Raw genomic sequence first — 16,875 nt, forward strand, 5'->3', positions numbered from 1 at the left:
ATGGCGCAAATGACAATGATTCAGGCAATTACTGATGCTCTTCGCACAGAATTGCGCAACGATCCGGATGTTTTGGTATTCGGTGAAGATGTGGGCGTAAACGGCGGCGTTTTCCGTGCTACCGAAGGCCTTCAAAAAGAATTCGGCGAAGAGCGTGTATTTGATACACCACTTGCTGAATCCGGAATCGGCGGTCTGGCAGTCGGTCTTGGTTTACAGGGCTTCCGTCCGGTACCTGAAATTCAATTTTTTGGATTCGTTTACGAAGTAATGGATTCTATCTCCGGCCAGCTTGCACGTATGCGTTACCGCTCTGGCGGAAGATACAGCGCACCTGTTACAATCCGCTCACCATTTGGGGGAGGCGTACATACTCCTGAAATGCACGCGGACAGCCTTGAAGGCTTAATGGCTCAACAGCCTGGCCTTAAAGTTGTTATCCCGTCAACACCTTATGATGCAAAAGGGTTGCTTATTTCAGCTATCCGTGATAACGACCCGGTTATTTTCCTTGAGCACATGAAATTATACCGTTCTTTCCGCCAGGAGGTCCCTGAAGAAGAATATACTATTCCTCTAGGCAAGGCAGAAGTAAAGCGTGAAGGTTCAGACTTAACAATTGTGACTTACGGCGCAATGGTTCATGAATCATTAAAAGCGGCTGAAGAGCTTGAAAAAGAAGGCAAGTCAGTGGAAGTAATTGACTTGCGTACTGTTGCACCGCTTGATATCGAAACGATTATTGCTTCTGTTGAGAAAACAGGCAGAGCAATAGTTGTTCAGGAAGCGCAAAAACAAGCTGGTATTGCAGCAAATGTCGTTGCAGAAATCAATGATCGTGCAATTCTCAGCCTGGAAGCTCCAGTCCTGCGTGTAGCTGCACCAGATACTGTATTTGCTTTCCCGCAAGCTGAAACGGTTTGGCTTCCAAACTATAAAGATGTAATCGAGACAGCTAAAAAAGTTCTTGAATTTTAATTGTATATAACTGATAACACAAGGGGGGAAATATCCCCCTGACGTGTTTTACTATGAACGAGCGAAATAATAGGAGGGTGAATTCCATTGGCATTCCAATTTAGATTGCCTGATATCGGTGAAGGTATCCATGAAGGTGAAATCATCAAGTGGTTTGTAAAGCCAGGCGATGAAGTACAAGAAGATGACGTGCTTTGTGAAGTTCAAAATGATAAAGCAGTTGTAGAGATTCCTTCCCCTGTTAAAGGTAAAGTTGAAGAAATTCTTGTTGAAGAAGGTACAGTCGCAACTGTAGGTCAAGTATTGATCACTTTTGATGCTCCAGGATATGAAGACCTTAAATTTAAGGGAGACCATGAAGATGAGGCTCCTAAAGAAGAAAAAACAGAAGCACAAGTACAGGCAACAGCTGAAGCTGGCCAGGACGTGAAGAAGGAAGAAGCTCCTGCACAAGATGCACCAAAAGAAGGAGTAGTTATTTCCGAGGCTGATGTTGATCCTAACCGCCGCATTATTGCGATGCCTTCTGTTAGAAAATATGCTCGTGACAAAGGCGCGGACATTCGCCAGGTAGCTGGAAGCGGCAAAAATGGGCGCATTCAAAAAGCTGACATTGATGCCTTCCTGAATGGCGGGGCACAAGCTCAGTCTGCTGAAGCACCTGCAGAGGAAGCTGCACCAAAAGCTGAAGCAAAAGAAACTGCACCTGCAGCTGCACAGGCGATTCCTGCTGGACAATATCCAGAAACACGCGAGAAAATGAGCGGAATCCGTAAAGCTATTGCGAAAGCTATGGTAAACTCTAAGCATACAGCTCCACACGTTACATTAATGGATGAAATTGATGTTACAAAACTTGTTGCACACCGCAAGAAATTTAAAGAAGTTGCAGCTAATAAAGGAATTAAGCTTACATTCCTTCCTTATGTGGTAAAAGCATTAACAAGTGCATTGCGTGAATTCCCGGCACTAAACACTTCAATCGATGATGCAGCAGGTGAAATCATTCAAAAGCATTACTACAACATCGGTATTGCAGCGGATACTGAAAAAGGTCTTCTTGTGCCAGTTGTTAAGGATGCAGACCGCAAGTCTACATTCGCCATTTCAAATGAAATCAATGAGCTAGCTGGTAAAGCGCGTGATGGCAAGCTTGCTCCAGATGAAATGAAGGGTGCTTCATGCACAATTACAAATATCGGTTCTGCCGGCGGTCAATGGTTTACTCCGGTTATCAATCATCCTGAAGTTGCGATTCTTGGAATTGGCCGCATAGCTGAAAAGCCAGTAGTGAAGGATGGAGAAATTGTTGCTGCTCCAGTATTGGCATTGTCACTAAGCTTTGACCACAGAATTATTGATGGAGCAACTGCACAAAATGCATTAAATCACATCAAGCGTTTACTGAACGATCCAGAACTATTGTTAATGGAGGCGTAATAACAAATGGTAGTAGGAGATTTCCCAATCGAAACAGATACTATAGTCATTGGTGCGGGTCCTGGTGGATATGTTGCAGCGATTCGTGCAGCACAGCTTGGACAAAAAGTAACAATCGTAGAAAAAGCTAATATGGGCGGAGTTTGCTTAAACGTTGGATGTATTCCTTCAAAGGCTTTAATCGCAGCAGGACACCGCTACGAGAATGCAAAGCACTCAGATGTAATGGGTATTACAGCTGAAAATGTAAAAGTTGACTTTACAAAAGTACAAGAATTTAAATCCGGTGTAGTTAATAAGCTTACTGGAGGAGTAGAAGGTCTTTTAAAGGGCAATAAAGTCGACATCGTACGCGGGGAAGCTTACTTCGTTGATTCGAATACCCTTCGTGTAATGGATGATAATTCCGCACAAACTTATACGTTTAAAAATGCGATCATTGCTACAGGATCTCGTCCAATTGAATTGCCAGCGTTTAAATTCTCTAAACGAGTTCTTGATTCAACAGGTGCCCTTGCACTTCAAGAGATTCCTGAAAAAATCGTCGTTATTGGCGGCGGTGTAATCGGAATTGAACTTGGCGGAGCTTATGCGAATTTTGGTTCTCAAGTAACAGTTCTTGAGGGTGCAGATGATATCCTTATCGGTTTTGAGAAGCAAATGTCATCACTTGTTAAACGGAACTTAAAGAAAAAAGGCGTTGAATTCATTACGAAGGCACTTGCTAAAGGTGTTGAAGAGAATGAAAACGGAGTTACCGTTAAGTTTGAAGAAAAAGGCGAAGAGAAATCTCTTGATGCAGATTATGTATTTGTAATGGTTGGAAGACGTCCAAATACAGACGAACTGGGCTTAGAACAAGCCGGCATTAAAATGACTGAACGCGGTGTTATTGAAATCGATAAACAATGCCGTACGAATGTAAGCAACATTTATGCTATTGGTGATATTGTTGCAGGTCCTCAATTGGCTCATAAAGCTTCTTACGAAGGTAAGATTGCTGCAGAAGCAATTGCAGGCCATAACGCAGAAATTGATTACTTAGCAATCCCAGCTGTGGTATTCTCTGAGCCTGAATTGGCTTCTGTAGGATATACTGAGCAGCAGGCTAAAGAAGAAGGAATCGAAGTTACGGCAGCGAAGTTCCCATTCGCAGCTAATGGCCGTGCCCTTGCGCTTGATTCCACTGACGGCTTTTTAAAGCTAGTGACACGCAAAGAAGACGGCCTAGTAATCGGTGCCCAAATCGCTGGCGCAAGTGCCTCTGATATGATTGCTGAGCTAGGTTTGGCTATTGAAGCAGGCATGACTGCAGAAGATCTTGCCATGACTATTCATGCTCATCCAACATTGGGTGAAATCACAATGGAAGCAGCAGAAGTTGCTATTGGAAGCCCAATTCACATTGTAAAATAATAATTAAAAAAATCCTTCCTGCCAGGGGAGGATTTTTTTGTAAATGATGATTATTTTTCATCCATAGCATCGGCAAGTGGATTAATAATCTTCTCTTTGGGTACAGTGCCTTTTATTTCTACAATCACTTTATCCTGATATACCAGCAGCATGGCAGGGCAGTTCTCTACATTATAATTGCTTATATGGCTGGATTCAGATGCTGTAATGACTTTCATATTCTTAATCAGTTCCGGATAGTTGCTCTTTAATTCGATGATGGCATCATAATAGGCAATTTCCTGTTCATATTGTTTATTATCCGTGAAAAAAATGAGCTGTTTAACACTATCGTCTATCTTCAGCTCTTTTTTTACTTCCTTATGATTGCATGAAGAGGTCACAAACAAGAGTGCAGTAATTAATATCAGCGGCAGACCTTTCATCATTTTGCCCTCACTTTATTATAAATTCCACCGTATGACATAAGATTGTTTTATCTGAAGCAGTATAGAAGTCTTGGTAATTTTCCAGTCTTCTAACAGTTGATGAGCAATTCATAATAAGCATCTAATATTAATGAGTATTTTATCATATAGCGATAGAAAATTTTGGCTTGTCATTCAAATGTTACAGAAATGAAAAATAAGAATATCCTTTTCAACATATATTACATACACAAGTGTTTCTTCTATTAAAATAACGGGTAAGGATTAAAAAATTTGGTGGTGGAGTGTATGAAGATTTATACAGCTCTTTTGCTGCAGATGTTAATTTGGAGCGGATATACTTTCATTGAATGGCTGTCAAAATATGACCAGCTCATATATAAAGTCATTATGTTTTTTGTTTTTTTCTATTTGGCAATAAACATTGGAAATTGGGTAATTAAGTCTGCTAAAAAAACATTTATGGTAACTGTTATGAGCCTAAGCTTATATGCATCTTTCCATTTTGCAATGTCCTACTTGTCTCATTGGTAAAGTTACGGGAAAAGAGAAAAAATCGGCACCTTTTGCAGGTGCCGATTTTTTTAGGCTTTATCAGCTGTTTTTTTTCGGGATGACTTCTTCTTTAAACGATTTAGCCAGCGAAACCACAATTAGAAGCATAATGATGGTAAATGGAAGTGCAGCTATAATGGAAGCCCTTTGGAGTGCTTCGAGACCTCCTGTCCATAAAAGGATGGCTGCAGATGCTGATTGAATAATGCCCCAGACAAATTTTACTTTACCCGGAGGGTTCAGGCTTCCGTTCGTCGTCTGCATTCCCAGAACAAAAGTAGCTGAGTCTGCAGAAGTAATAAAGAATGTGCTGATTAAGAAGATAGCCAATGAGCTGAGAACAGTGCTGAAAGGGAAGTTATCAAACACAGTAAACAGTGCTACTTCCATTCCCTGCTGCTCAATTGTTTCCATAATAGGCTTAGCCTCGAAGAATTCAAGGTATATACCTGTTCCTCCAAAAACAGAGAACCAAAGTGCCCCAAATAGGGTGGGAACAGCAAGTACACCAATAACGAATTCTCTTATTGTCCTTCCACGGGATATTCTGGCTATGAACGTACCAACAAATGGCGCCCAGGCAATCCACCATGCCCAATAAAAAATGGTCCAATCCTGAAACCATGTCAGCTCCTGATCAAAGGGGCTGAGCCTGAAGCTCATGGATGGAAGGTTTTGAAGATAAGAGCCAATCGTCGTTGTGAACAGGTCCATTATAAAGTTAGACGGACCTACAAACAGCAGAAATAATAATAAAGAAATTGCTAAGATAATATTTAAATTACTTAAATATTTTATTCCTTTGTTTAATCCAGTCTGTGCTGAAAGCATAAACAAGACGGTTACAACGATAATAATAATTAATTGAGTGGTGAAATTATTACCGATACTGCCGAATATTCCAGATAGTCCTCCGGAAATCTGAATAGCACCCAGACCTAATGATGTTGCAACTCCAAAAACAGTAGCAAAGACGGCAATAAAATTAATTATTACGCCCAGCGGCCCATCCACTTTGCTCCCTAAAATTGGCCTCAAAATGGAGCTGATAACTCCCGGTGCACCTTTTCTGAACTGGAAATACGCGAGTGCAAGCCCAATGACAGTATAAATAGCCCATGGATGAAGACCCCAATGGAAAAAGGAGTACCTCATGGCTGCCCTAGCTGCTTCTGGTGTCTGTCCTTCCAGAAATGGAGGTGCATAAAAGTGATACATTGGTTCTGATACTCCCCAAAAAACCAGGCCTATTCCCATCCCGGCACTAAAAAGCATGGCAAACCAGGATAAATAGCTATATTCTGGCCTATCTGCATCCTTGCCCAGACGAATATTCCCGTATTTGCTGAATGCTAATAGGATTGAAAAAATCAAAAAGATAGAAGCTGATAATAGGTAAAACCAGCCGAACTTCTCCAATATGAATCCTTGAACAGTTGATGTAACAGAATCAAGATTGCCTTTTGGCAGTATGGTCTTTGGGACAAGTCCCCATAAAATAAATATTGCTGTGAATATGACTGAAACCGTAAAAACGGGTGTCAGTTTCTTCATCCAATCCCTCCAATTCTTAATAAAATGAACCTAAATAAAATAATTCTGTAAAACTCCCAATCCTTAAAATGCAGGAAAATAAGTATTCCGCATTTCTGACAGTATAGCTTGATTTTTTAAAGCATTTTGAAGCTCAGCAGGGGAGAGCAGCTTCCCGAAAAAGATCGCCAATGTAAAATCGAAAGGATGTAAAGATCAAAAACTGAATTCTGAATTTTACTTTTGAATGTTCAAAACGGACCTGTTTCGGGTAAAATCAGTAGGTAATGGTAAGGTGTCAAAAAGGGGAACAACTCTTTTAAAAAGGCCATTTTACATACTAACACTTATTGGTGTGAGTTTAAAGGAATATGCACTGCAGGAGGTCAATATGAGAATAACAGGACTTGTCATAGGTGTTTTCTTTCTAATGATTCTGGCATCGTGTACGGATCATACTGCGGTTGAAAGTCAGCCATCAGAATTGGAAAAAGAAGAGTATAAGCAAGAAGAAAATAATTCGGATGACCATTCCAAATTTCATGAATCGAAATCGGAGAAGAATAAAGAAGATGCCGAAGAAGAGCCGGAAGAAGAAGCAGTATCCTTATTAGAACCGCAATATAGGATAAATGCAAGTAATTGGACAATAGAACCAATGAATCAGGCAAATTCAAAAGTTGTATTACTGACCATTGACGATGCGCCGGATAAAAATGCATTGGAGATGGCCAGGATCTTAAAAAAACTAGCTGCACCGGCTATATTTTTTGTTAATGGGCACTTCATTGATACTCCGGAAGAAGCAAAAGTTTTGAAGGAAATACACGAACTTGGGTTTGCTATCGGTAATCACACATACAGCCACCCCAACCTGAAAACCTTATCAGAGGCACAGCAGTATAAAGAAATTGTTGGTCTTAATGACCGAGTAGAAGAGATTATTGGAGAGAGGCCAAAGTTCTTCCGGGCACCATTCGGATCCATTTCTGACTACAGCAGAAAAGTCGCCAAGGATGAAAACATGCTCCTCATGAATTGGACATACGGATATGACTGGGAAAAGGAATATCAGTCAAAAGAAGCTTTGGCAGATATAATGATTAATTCACCCTTTTTAGTGAATGGTGCAAACTTATTGATGCATGATAGGCAATGGACAAAAGAAGCTCTAGAGGATATTGTGAAAGGTCTGCAGAATAAAGGATTTACCCCAGTTGATCCCGCTCAAATCAGCCAGGAAATAGAATGAGAACAGCAGCTGCTGTTCTCAACGTTTTTATTGGAATCAATTATTTTCTTTTATAATAGTACATGATTCTTCCATTGAAGAGATGCAATTCACCTTGCAGCTTTTTAGCGAGAAATTTGCAAAATTCATTTGCTTTACCTTTATCTCCAAATGTTGCACCTTCCGGCAATGTAACCTGTATGTACGCCTGCTCCCGTTCAGAACCGTCTTCCTCAATAACTTTTTCTTTATCAACGCCTAGCAATATGGCGTTATATCGGTCATGGTCAGAATAAAGGTAAAACCAGGTTCCTTTTGCATCAGGCTTCTCTTTAATTTCATAAGGAAAGGCTGCATCATTATAGTCCCAATTTATCTGATTGCCTGTTTTGCCTGTAATATCCTTATAATATAAGAAAAGTTCTTTAAGCTCTTCTGTTGAAATATTTTCCTTAGCTGATGAAGGAACCAGCTTGATAAAAGAATTAGCCGCCAACATCTATCCCCCCATTATCCCCATAATTATGGTAACGAACGTCCTCTTTCATTCTAGCATTAGATAAAATCTTATGACAACTTAAAATAGTAAGGCAAAATTAAATTACTTGTCAAATCGCCTATATTAAATTATAATAATATTCTAAATATTTATTTAAAAAGGAGGAATTTTATGGATTTATTTGAGAAGCTCTATGATGAGCATGAAAACGTGAATGTCCGTTTTGTTGGCTTTACGACAGAGTCAACCCGTTATGATTTTGGAATTGTCTATACAAACCTCTTCTTTTCCAAGCCTCTGGTTATTTGTATGCAGACTGGCCGCTCAACTCTCCTCGACCCTAAAGATCTCGAAGACATCGAATACTTGCAAAAGGCATTCAAGCTTGATTTATATGAACAGGCGGCTGATTTAAGCGAGTTTTTCTCAGAAGCAATCCCCGGTGCGCGTTTTGAAGAACAATACGATTAAGCAAAAAAAAACAGGCCAAATTGGTCTGTTTTTTTTATTATGTCATACTAATAATAAAGGTTTATAAATGACGTTAACGTAAATACCAATAAAAAACAATAATTATGTTATACAATTAGGCTTGATAAATTAATAGTGTTATATTATTATTGATATATAGATAAAGCGCTTTCAACTAAAATTAAAACTCAATGAAAAGGAGAATGAAAAGATGGGTACAATCGTATGCCAGGCTTGCAATTCAACTATTGATCATTTTGAGGATGAAAAAGTAACTGTACTATATTCAAAAAAATGCAATTGCTGTGACGGAGAAAAAACAGAGAATACAAAAAATAATCGTTAATCATAAAAAGAGCCTTTCCTAAAAGTGGAAGGCTCTTTTGCATTATCTGATGGCCCGGTGCTCTTCAATAACACGAAGATATTTAAAGTCGTAATCTTCAGGCCCTTGAACTGGAAGTCCCGCTTCCATATTCGTTTTTATATAACGCAGGTTTTCCTTAGTAATGATTTCTCCTGGAATAAATATAGGTATTCCGGGTGGATAAACCATAATGAATTCGGCGATAATTCTTCCTTCTGACTCGTCAAATGGAACCAGTTCTGTATCAGCATAAAATGCGTCACGGGGTGTAAGTGATAAAACGGGAATATCAGGCAGCAGCACTTGAGTTTCAAGCTTTTCAGTATTTCCTTTGCGCTCAGTAGCGAGTTCGGCAAGAGCAGAAACTAAAATATCAGCTTCTCTTTCAGTGTCACCGGGGGTAACGATGCAAAGAATATTATATAAATCAGACATTTCTACTTCAATATTATGATGTTCCCGGAGCCAATTTTCCACATCGAAACCATTCATGCCAAGTTCTTTGACAGAAATAATCAATTTGGTCGGATCGTAGTCATGCGCCGCTTTTGTTTCCAGTATTTCTTCACCGACACAATATAGCCGGTCAATATCATTGATGCGGCGGCGAATGGACTGGGCCAAATCAATAGTCTTTTGAATAAGGTCCTTTCCTTCAGTCGCAAGACGTTTTCTGGCAACATCCAAGGAGGCAAGCAATAAATAAGAAGTGGAAGTTGTTGTCAGCATGCTTAAAATGGATTGTACCCTTTTGGCCGAAACAAGATTCCCTTTCATATTTAATATTGAACTTTGTGTCATCGATCCGCCTAGTTTGTGGACTGACGTTGCTGCTAAGTCAGCGCCGGCCTGCATGGCTGATAATGGAAGTTCGTCATGGAAGTGAATATGCACACCATGTGCTTCATCCACAAGTACAGGCACATTGTATGAATGGGCTATTTCAACAATTTTCCTAAGATCTGCAGATACACCGAAATAAGTAGGATTAATCACTAATACCCCTTTGGCGTCCGGATGAAGTTCCAGTGCTTTCGAGACTGACTCAGTTGTAATGCCGTGAGATATACCCAGGTTTTCATCAATTTCAGGATGTATAAAAATAGGGGTTGCCCCTGAAAAAACAATTGCAGACATGACGGATTTATGAACATTCCTCGGAACAATGATTTTATCCCCTGGCCCGCAGACAGCCATAACCATGGTCATGATGGCTCCGCTCGTTCCTTGTACAGAGAAGAATGTTTTATCCGCCCCAAAAGCCTCTGCTGCAAGATCCTGTGCTTCTTTTATAATGCCTTTTGGGTGATGAAGATCATCGAGTGGACCAATGTTGATCAGGTCAATGGCGAGTGCATTATCACCTATATATTCCCTGAATTCCGGATCAATCCCGGCACCTTTTTTGTGGCCGGGTATATGAAACTGTACCGGATCCTTTTTTGCGTGTGCAAGCAAACCGCTGAACAGCGGTGTTTTGTATTGAGACAACTTATTCCCACACCTCTTTAAAATTAATATTTCAATATGCTCATGCTGTTATAAAACATTTGCATTATAGCATTATTCAATCCCTTTGCATAGAAAGTTTTATTGCATATTCATCCTGATAAAGCCTGTCTGGTTACCGCTCCTGGAGACGAAAGGTTTGCCCAATCCCGATTGAAGGGTTCGTCATATGCTTGTCGTCCCTGGACAGCCGCCACCACATTTCGATTTGCCATTAGTTTTAGAAGTTAACAGGAATTTTAACCTTATAAATAGAAATAAAAAGTCAGGAAGAAATGGAGGGTTTATAAATGAAGTGGAACACACGTGTGACAGAATTATTAAAAATTAAATATCCAATTATACAGGGTGGCCTTGCCCATCTTGCTTATTCAGACTTGGCAGCAGCTGTTTCAAATGCAGGAGGATTAGGGCAGATTACTGCAATGTCTCTCAGCAGCCCGGAAAAATTAAGAGACGAGATCCAAAAGGTTAAGAAATTGACAGATAAACCATTTGGGGTTAATTTTGCTATTGGGCAGCATGGAAGGCCATTTTCTCATTACCTGGATATTGCAATTGAAGAAGAAGTTCCTGTTATTTCTATGACAGGGGGGAATCCTGCGCCTATTTTTGATCAGTTAAAGGGTGTAAATGTTAAGAAACTTGTACTTGTGGCGGCAAAACGGCAGGCAGTAAAGGCAGAGGAACTTGGGGCAGATGCTGTGATGGTCGTTGGACAGGAAGGCGGAGGACATTTAGGCAGGGATGATATTGGAACCTTCGTTCTAGTTCCTCAGGTGGCTGATGCTGTATCCATTCCTGTTATTGCCTCAGGAGGAATTGGAGACGGCAGGGGCCTGATGGCAGCTTTAAGTCTTGGAGCAGAGGGTATTGAGATGGGGACAAGATTTGTTGCGACAAAGGAATGCGTCCATGCTTCTGAATTATATAAAAATCGTTTAGTCGAAGGAACAGAAAATGACACAGTAGTAATAAAAAGAACTATAGGTGCACCTGCAAGGGTAATAGCTAACTCATGGACGGAAAAAATACTCGAAATCGAAAAACAAAACGGCGGCTATGAGCAATTAAAAGACTACATTAGCGGGAATGCTAATAAAAAATATATATATGAAGGGAACGGCCATGAAGGATTTGCATGGGCTGGACAAGTTATGGGATTAATTAAGGATATCCCCTCAGTTGAAGAACTATTCCAGCGGATCGTTGCAGAAGGAGAATCAATCAGGGGAAAATGGGTTTAATATTGATAAAATAATGTGAAAATACATCATGACTATCATAAATGAGGTGAAGTGAAATGGAATATCAGTACCCGATTGACCAGGATTGGTCAACCGAAGAAATAGTTGACGTTATTAAATACTTTGAAAGCATTGAAATGGCATACGAAAAAGGAATTGAGCGGGAACAATTCATGAATGCATATAGACGCTTTAAGGAAATCGTTCCGGGAAAAGCCCACGAGAAAAACATTTGTGATGAATTTGAAGAACAAAGCGGTTATTCCTCCTATAGGACCGTTAAATTGGCCAAAGAACGTTCAGCAGGGGATAAAGTAAGAATGCAGAAATAGACTTAGTAAAAAAACAAAACCTTCAATTTGAAGGTTTTGTTTTTTTAGCTGCCTATTCCACGATATGCGAAACATGTTTATGCCATTTTGTATAGGGGTAATAAATTTCTAAATACAGATTCAGCTTTTTGAATAAACTGATCAGATGACATCTGAACGGCATCTTCTCGAGAAATATGATAGCCGCAAAGAATTTCAGCTTTTTTAACATTTTGCAGGCGCTGAAACATGGATTTTAATTCTTCTTTGGAAATTTGATTATGAGGAACAGCATCTGGTTTTGTGTGATCGCCTGACCAGACATAATCCTTGGGTATTTCTTTATAAAATATATCCAGGCTGTTTTCAAAAGATTTGCCTGCAGCAGCTTTATTCGGTGCTTCATATATGATGGCAAACCAGATGAATACATGCGTTTCCCATAAACCTATCTGGAAATGAGGAACCATTTTGTATCCCCGCGCATTGCCTGCAAATGCAACCCACGTATCATTTGGCGGATTCTTTGTTCTTCTGGCATGCTTAGCAACATGAGGGAATATTTCATCTCCGGACATGTTTGAGAGAGAAGGTGCAAAATGGCGTCCCAAGTCTTCCAACTTAGGCCTAATAACAGATTTTAACCTGTCCATTCTTTCATCAAGTCCATCTATTTTGAAGACATCGAAATCATCGTTTGTAAAACCAGAAAAAGACATAAGCTAACCTCCTATATGCTTTGTCAAATATTGTAGCATAACCTCGAACAATCCAAAAATTTTAAGCTCTGAAGAAGCGGCTAAATAAAGTTTTAGGTTATCGCACAAATTAGTTGCAACTGAGAATTGTCCTTCATATGATAATAGTAAAAATAATCAGAAAATTAATCACTATTGGAAGGGGTGTACTGTCTAATGAAACAACTTATGAATACAGTGAAGAAAAAAAATGGTGATAGGGAAAGAACAGCGGTCTTAAGGCTGGAAATGGATTATGAGTTAGCTACTTTGTTTGATGCCATGTCAGAAAAAAATGAAGATCTCCAGAAACAATCTAAGCTAAAGCTTGAAAAAATCAGGCAGGAACTTCTTAGATTAAAAGCACTTTAAGATTAATTGTGACTAAAGGAGAAAAGGCAGAAAAAATGCAAATGAAAAGAAAAAATAATTAGAAACGGACTCCCTGATTTCATGAGGAGTTCGTTTATTATTTTGGCAATTGTTTTTACCTGCAAATGATAACCCGCATCATAGGAGAGTATATAACTTGAAGAACCCAGCTAATTCATTTAAGCTAGTTATATTTTAAGGATATACCAAGCGGAGGGCGGACCTATGACAAATTGGAGTGAAATTCATACATATGCCAAAGCCTTGATTAGAGAGGCCGGCGAAAATATTAAAAATTCTTTCAGCAAAACTTTGACCATCACCACCAAGTCAAATGCAAACGATTTAGTGACAGATATAGATCAGGAAACAGAACAATTCTTCATAAAAAAAATTAATGAAAAATATCCTGGCCATCGAATCCTGGGTGAAGAGGGTTTCGGTAATAAACTAAGCGATATGGAAGGAATTGTGTGGATTATTGATCCAATTGACGGAACAATGAATTTTGTCCATCAGCAAAGAAACTTTGCTATATCAATAGGCATTTATGAAAACGGAAAGGGAAAAGTTGGTTTAATTTACGATGTAGTCCATGATGAGTTATATCATTGCATGAAGGGGCAGGGTGTTTTCCTGAATGATTTGGAACTTCCGCCATTAAAGGAAACGGATGTATCAAAGGCAATAATCGGATTGAATGCTACCTGGGTTACGGAAAATAGAAGAATTGATCCATCACTCCTGGCTCCCCTCGTAAGAAATGCAAGAGGAACGCGATCCTATGGTTCAGCAGCAATTGAAATGGCATATATTGCATCCGGTAGGGTTGATGCATACATAACAATGCGTCTGGCTCCATGGGATTTCGCCGCTGGTGTGATCATGATTGAGGAATTGGGAGGAATTGCAACAACCGTTAAAGGTGATCCTCTGAATTATCTTGAAAACAATTCTGTTTTTGTCTCTAAGCCTGGGCTTCATCAGGAAATCATGAAAGAATACTTAAAAAATGGCAATTGGTAATATATCAAGCAGCAGGTTCACAGATGAAGACTTGCCATTTTTTTTAGAGGTCATTAAGGATAGTGCTGCCTGGGAAGAAGAAGAAAAAAGCGGGCATAATCTGAGGGATTATATGGCGAGGTATCAGGAATTAAACGGGGAGTGGAGAATTTGGAGGCTCGATGGAGAACGGATAGCCGTCACATTCCACTTAAATTCATCTCCTTCTAACCGGAAACCCTGGCTAGGTACCATCCTGGTTAAGAACAGTATTCGCAGGAAAGGAATCGGTACTAAGATTATTGAGCTGTTAGCCGAAGAATTAAAGCAAAAAGGAGAAAAGTCTTTCTTTTCAGGTGTTCCTGAGAACCGGCATGATTGGATATATTTTTTAAGTGATGCCGGCTTTGAGCAATTCAAAATGGAGGCTTCTCCCGATGGCAAAGACTTCTTAATAATGGTCTGTCCATTAATTTGATAAAGCTGCAGCTCAGAGCTGCAGCTTTTATTGCCGTTTCTATAATAAACCGTCTTCTCTCATTTTCTTCTTTGTTTTAAAACCGTATCCCATTACAAAAATTAAAGCAATGATGGCAATGATCATCCCTATTATGCTTCTTTCAGCTACAGCAACGCCTATGCCCATCATGCATAGAGCTGCCCCAATCGCAAAGGCTAATAAAGGCCACTTGATTTTGTTCATAAATTTTTTACACTCCCAAGCGGATTATTTTAAGTAAATACTGGCGAAAAATATGTAAAGAGAATAAAAATGAACAGCATACATCAGAAATAATTCCTTTTCAACATTATTTTACACAAAAAGCTTTTAGGTTTCTATAGTAATTGTGATATAATGTATCAGTTGTGAAAAATGTTGAAAAAATGATTCAGTTTTTATAAATAGGAGGAAATCTTTTGAAATTAAGAGAAGATATTCGAAATATTGCAATTATAGCCCACGTTGACCATGGTAAAACAACATTGGTTGACGAGCTTTTAAAACAGTCCGGGACTTTCCGTTCAAATGAGCACGTGGAAGAGCGCGCAATGGATTCAAACGATCTGGAAAGAGAACGCGGTATTACGATCTTAGCTAAAAACACTGCAGTTAAATATAAAGATACCAGAATTAACATTCTGGATACGCCTGGACACGCAGATTTCGGCGGTGAAGTGGAACGTATCATGAAAATGGTTGATGGTGTTTTATTGGTAGTTGATGCATATGAAGGCTGTATGCCTCAAACACGTTTCGTACTCAAAAAGGCTTTGGAGCAAAAATTAACACCAATCGTAGTAGTAAATAAAATTGATAAAGAATCTGCACGCCCAACAGAAGTTGTTGATGAGGTTATCGATTTATTTATCGAACTTGGTGCAGACGAGGACCAGCTTGAATTTCCGGTTATTTATGCTTCTGCTATTGCTGGGACTGCAAGTACAACTCCTGATAAACAGGATGATGATATGCATTCTGTTTATGAAGCAATTATAGACCATATACCAGCACCTATTGATAATCGTGAAGAGCCGCTACAATTCCAGGTTGCACTTTTAGATTACAATGATTATGTTGGAAGAATCGGAATTGGCCGTGTATTCCGGGGAACAATCAAGGTTGGCCAGCAGGTTGCCTTAATGAAGCTTGATGGTTCAGTTAAGCAATTCCGGGTTACAAAAATCTTTGGCTTCTTCGGTCTTAAACGCGAGGAAATTCAAGAAGCGTTTCCAGGAGATTTGATCGCTGTTTCCGGAATGGAAGACATCAACGTCGGGGAAACAATCTGTCCTGTCGAACATCAGGAAGCACTGCCTGTTCTAAGAATAGATGAGCCAACATTGCAAATGACTTTCGTTGTAAATAACAGCCCATTTGCAGGAAGAGAAGGCAAGTATATTACGGCCAGAAAAGTTGAAGAAAGATTGCGTGCCCAGCTCGAGACAGATGTGAGTCTTCGTGTCGAAAATACAGATTCACCTGACGCTTGGGTTGTATCTGGACGTGGAGAACTTCATTTATCAATCCTCATTGAAAATATGCGCCGTGAAGGTTTTGAATTGCAGGTTTCCAAGCCTGAAGTAATTATTAGAGAAATTGATGGTGTTCGCTGCGAACCGGTAGAACGTGTTCAAATTGATGTGCCAGAGGATAATACCGGCTCAATCATTGAATCAATGGGTACACGTAAAGGTGAAATGCTTGATATGGTCAATAACGGAAATGGCCAAGTGCGACTAACATTCAACGTCCCAGCCCGCGGACTAATTGGCTACTCCACAGAATTTATGACGCTTACTCGCGGATATGGTATTATCAATCACACATTTGACAGCTACCAGCCTGAAATTAAAGGACAAATCGGAGGCAGAAGCAAGGGTGTGCTTGTTTCCATGGAAAGCGGAAAGTCATCCACATATGGTATTATGCAAGTAGAGGATAGAGGTACCATTTTCGTTGAACCAGGTACTGAAATCTATGAAGGAATGATTGTTGGAGAGCATACTCGCGAAAATGACCTTACTGTCAATATTACTAAAGTGAAGCATGCAACCAACATCCGTTCTGCTAATAAGGATCAAACGAATGTAATTAAAAAGCCGCGTATTTTGACTCTTGAAGAAGCTCTTGAATATTTGAATGATGATGAGCTGCTTGAAGTAACACCTGAGTCAATCAGACTGCGCAAAAAAATTCTTGATAAAAATGAACGTGAAAGAATGGCCAAAAAGAAGAAATACGCTGAAACTAACTAAGGCTAAGAAGGGGAGGAGA

Annotated in this window: 19 protein-coding genes; 13 read left to right on the forward strand and 6 right to left on the reverse strand. The window is 39.7% G+C overall.

Annotated elements, in window-relative coordinates; all coding sequences use genetic code 11:
• The 3 genes from ACXAD1_RS06925 to lpdA all read left to right on the forward strand — a co-directional run bounded on the left by ACXAD1_RS06925 (position 1) and on the right by lpdA (position 3,834).
• A complete protein-coding gene (locus ACXAD1_RS06925) occupies positions 1 to 978 on the forward strand; it encodes an alpha-ketoacid dehydrogenase subunit beta (protein ID WP_206835984.1) in 978 nt (325 codons plus the stop codon).
• Positions 979 to 1,065: 87 nt separating this feature from the next.
• Positions 1,066 to 2,418: a dihydrolipoamide acetyltransferase family protein gene (locus ACXAD1_RS06930; RefSeq protein ID WP_474909717.1), complete on the forward strand. Its 1,353-nt coding sequence runs from the start codon at positions 1,066 to 1,068 to the stop codon at positions 2,416 to 2,418.
• Between the two features lie 6 nt (positions 2,419 to 2,424).
• Positions 2,425 to 3,834, forward strand: a complete 1,410-nt coding sequence (lpdA, locus tag ACXAD1_RS06935; RefSeq protein WP_206835989.1) for a dihydrolipoyl dehydrogenase — start codon at positions 2,425 to 2,427, stop codon at positions 3,832 to 3,834.
• Between the two features lie 50 nt (positions 3,835 to 3,884).
• Here the strand turns inward: lpdA and ACXAD1_RS06940 are convergent, their stop codons facing one another.
• A complete protein-coding gene (locus tag ACXAD1_RS06940; RefSeq protein ID WP_206835991.1) occupies positions 3,885 to 4,262 on the reverse strand; it encodes a small peptidoglycan-associated lipoprotein in 378 nt (125 codons plus the stop codon).
• 288 nt (positions 4,263 to 4,550) lie between these two features.
• Here ACXAD1_RS06940 and ACXAD1_RS06945 point away from each other — a divergent pair, with 288 nt between their 5' ends.
• The gene (locus tag ACXAD1_RS06945; RefSeq protein ID WP_009330977.1) at positions 4,551 to 4,796 is read left to right on the forward strand and encodes a hypothetical protein; all 246 of its coding nucleotides are present in this window, start codon (positions 4,551 to 4,553) and stop codon (positions 4,794 to 4,796) included.
• A 60-nt stretch (positions 4,797 to 4,856) separates the two neighbouring features.
• Here the strand turns inward: ACXAD1_RS06945 and ACXAD1_RS06950 are convergent, their stop codons facing one another.
• Positions 4,857 to 6,371: a glycine betaine uptake BCCT transporter gene (locus ACXAD1_RS06950; RefSeq protein ID WP_474909718.1), complete on the reverse strand. Its 1,515-nt coding sequence runs from the start codon at positions 6,369 to 6,371 to the stop codon at positions 4,857 to 4,859.
• A 370-nt stretch (positions 6,372 to 6,741) separates the two neighbouring features.
• Here ACXAD1_RS06950 and ACXAD1_RS06955 point away from each other — a divergent pair, with 370 nt between their 5' ends.
• The gene (locus ACXAD1_RS06955) at positions 6,742 to 7,602 is read left to right on the forward strand and encodes a polysaccharide deacetylase family protein (protein ID WP_370221794.1); all 861 of its coding nucleotides are present in this window, start codon (positions 6,742 to 6,744) and stop codon (positions 7,600 to 7,602) included.
• A 40-nt stretch (positions 7,603 to 7,642) separates the two neighbouring features.
• Here the strand turns inward: ACXAD1_RS06955 and ACXAD1_RS06960 are convergent, their stop codons facing one another.
• Positions 7,643 to 8,080 (reverse strand): DUF1885 family protein, encoded by a 438-nt coding sequence (locus ACXAD1_RS06960; protein ID WP_474909719.1) that lies wholly within the window; start codon positions 8,078 to 8,080, stop codon positions 7,643 to 7,645.
• 171 nt (positions 8,081 to 8,251) lie between these two features.
• Between ACXAD1_RS06960 and ACXAD1_RS06965 the strand changes: the two genes are divergently transcribed.
• Positions 8,252 to 8,551, forward strand: coding sequence for a DUF3055 domain-containing protein (locus ACXAD1_RS06965; protein ID WP_206835998.1), 300 nt, complete (start codon positions 8,252 to 8,254; stop codon positions 8,549 to 8,551).
• A 211-nt stretch (positions 8,552 to 8,762) separates the two neighbouring features.
• A complete protein-coding gene (locus ACXAD1_RS06970; protein WP_019381676.1) occupies positions 8,763 to 8,897 on the forward strand; it encodes a GapA-binding peptide SR1P in 135 nt (44 codons plus the stop codon).
• Positions 8,898 to 8,939: 42 nt separating this feature from the next.
• Here ACXAD1_RS06970 and ACXAD1_RS06975 read toward each other — a convergent pair whose 3' ends face one another.
• Positions 8,940 to 10,409, reverse strand: coding sequence for an aminotransferase class I/II-fold pyridoxal phosphate-dependent enzyme (locus tag ACXAD1_RS06975; RefSeq protein WP_474909720.1), 1,470 nt, complete (start codon positions 10,407 to 10,409; stop codon positions 8,940 to 8,942).
• Positions 10,410 to 10,717: 308 nt separating this feature from the next.
• Here ACXAD1_RS06975 and ACXAD1_RS06980 point away from each other — a divergent pair, with 308 nt between their 5' ends.
• Positions 10,718 to 11,674 carry an NAD(P)H-dependent flavin oxidoreductase gene (locus ACXAD1_RS06980; protein ID WP_206836002.1) on the forward strand — a complete coding sequence of 319 codons (957 nt, stop codon included), beginning with the start codon at positions 10,718 to 10,720 and terminating at the stop codon, positions 11,672 to 11,674.
• Positions 11,675 to 11,730: 56 nt separating this feature from the next.
• Entirely contained in the window at positions 11,731 to 12,006 is a 276-nt protein-coding gene (locus ACXAD1_RS06985) for a UPF0223 family protein (protein ID WP_206836003.1), read from the forward strand.
• A gap of 77 nt (positions 12,007 to 12,083) precedes the next feature.
• Here the strand turns inward: ACXAD1_RS06985 and ACXAD1_RS06990 are convergent, their stop codons facing one another.
• The gene (locus ACXAD1_RS06990) at positions 12,084 to 12,704 is read right to left on the reverse strand and encodes a YktB family protein (RefSeq protein ID WP_206836005.1); all 621 of its coding nucleotides are present in this window, start codon (positions 12,702 to 12,704) and stop codon (positions 12,084 to 12,086) included.
• 195 nt (positions 12,705 to 12,899) lie between these two features.
• On the opposite strand from ACXAD1_RS06990, the gene ACXAD1_RS06995 reads away from it, so the two are divergent.
• The 3 genes from ACXAD1_RS06995 (at position 12,900) to ACXAD1_RS07005 (ending at position 14,577) form a co-directional block, all read left to right on the forward strand.
• Positions 12,900 to 13,094 carry a hypothetical protein gene (locus ACXAD1_RS06995; protein WP_035328635.1) on the forward strand — a complete coding sequence of 65 codons (195 nt, stop codon included), beginning with the start codon at positions 12,900 to 12,902 and terminating at the stop codon, positions 13,092 to 13,094.
• 225 nt (positions 13,095 to 13,319) lie between these two features.
• Positions 13,320 to 14,120 (forward strand): inositol monophosphatase family protein, encoded by an 801-nt coding sequence (locus tag ACXAD1_RS07000; protein WP_206836007.1) that lies wholly within the window; start codon positions 13,320 to 13,322, stop codon positions 14,118 to 14,120.
• Entirely contained in the window at positions 14,107 to 14,577 is a 471-nt protein-coding gene (locus tag ACXAD1_RS07005) for a GNAT family N-acetyltransferase (RefSeq protein ID WP_206836009.1), read from the forward strand. The genes ACXAD1_RS07000 and ACXAD1_RS07005 overlap by 14 nt, the downstream gene beginning before the upstream one ends.
• 39 nt (positions 14,578 to 14,616) lie before the next feature.
• On the opposite strand, the gene ACXAD1_RS07010 is transcribed toward ACXAD1_RS07005, so the two are convergent.
• Positions 14,617 to 14,802 (reverse strand): YlaF family protein, encoded by a 186-nt coding sequence (locus ACXAD1_RS07010; RefSeq protein ID WP_113881805.1) that lies wholly within the window; start codon positions 14,800 to 14,802, stop codon positions 14,617 to 14,619.
• A gap of 215 nt (positions 14,803 to 15,017) precedes the next feature.
• On the opposite strand from ACXAD1_RS07010, the gene typA reads away from it, so the two are divergent.
• Positions 15,018 to 16,856 carry a translational GTPase TypA gene (typA, locus tag ACXAD1_RS07015; protein ID WP_206836011.1) on the forward strand — a complete coding sequence of 613 codons (1,839 nt, stop codon included), beginning with the start codon at positions 15,018 to 15,020 and terminating at the stop codon, positions 16,854 to 16,856.
• The last annotated feature ends 19 nt before the right edge of the window (positions 16,857 to 16,875 follow it).

It is taken from the genome of Cytobacillus sp. ABV4_503 (genome assembly GCF_056158445.1).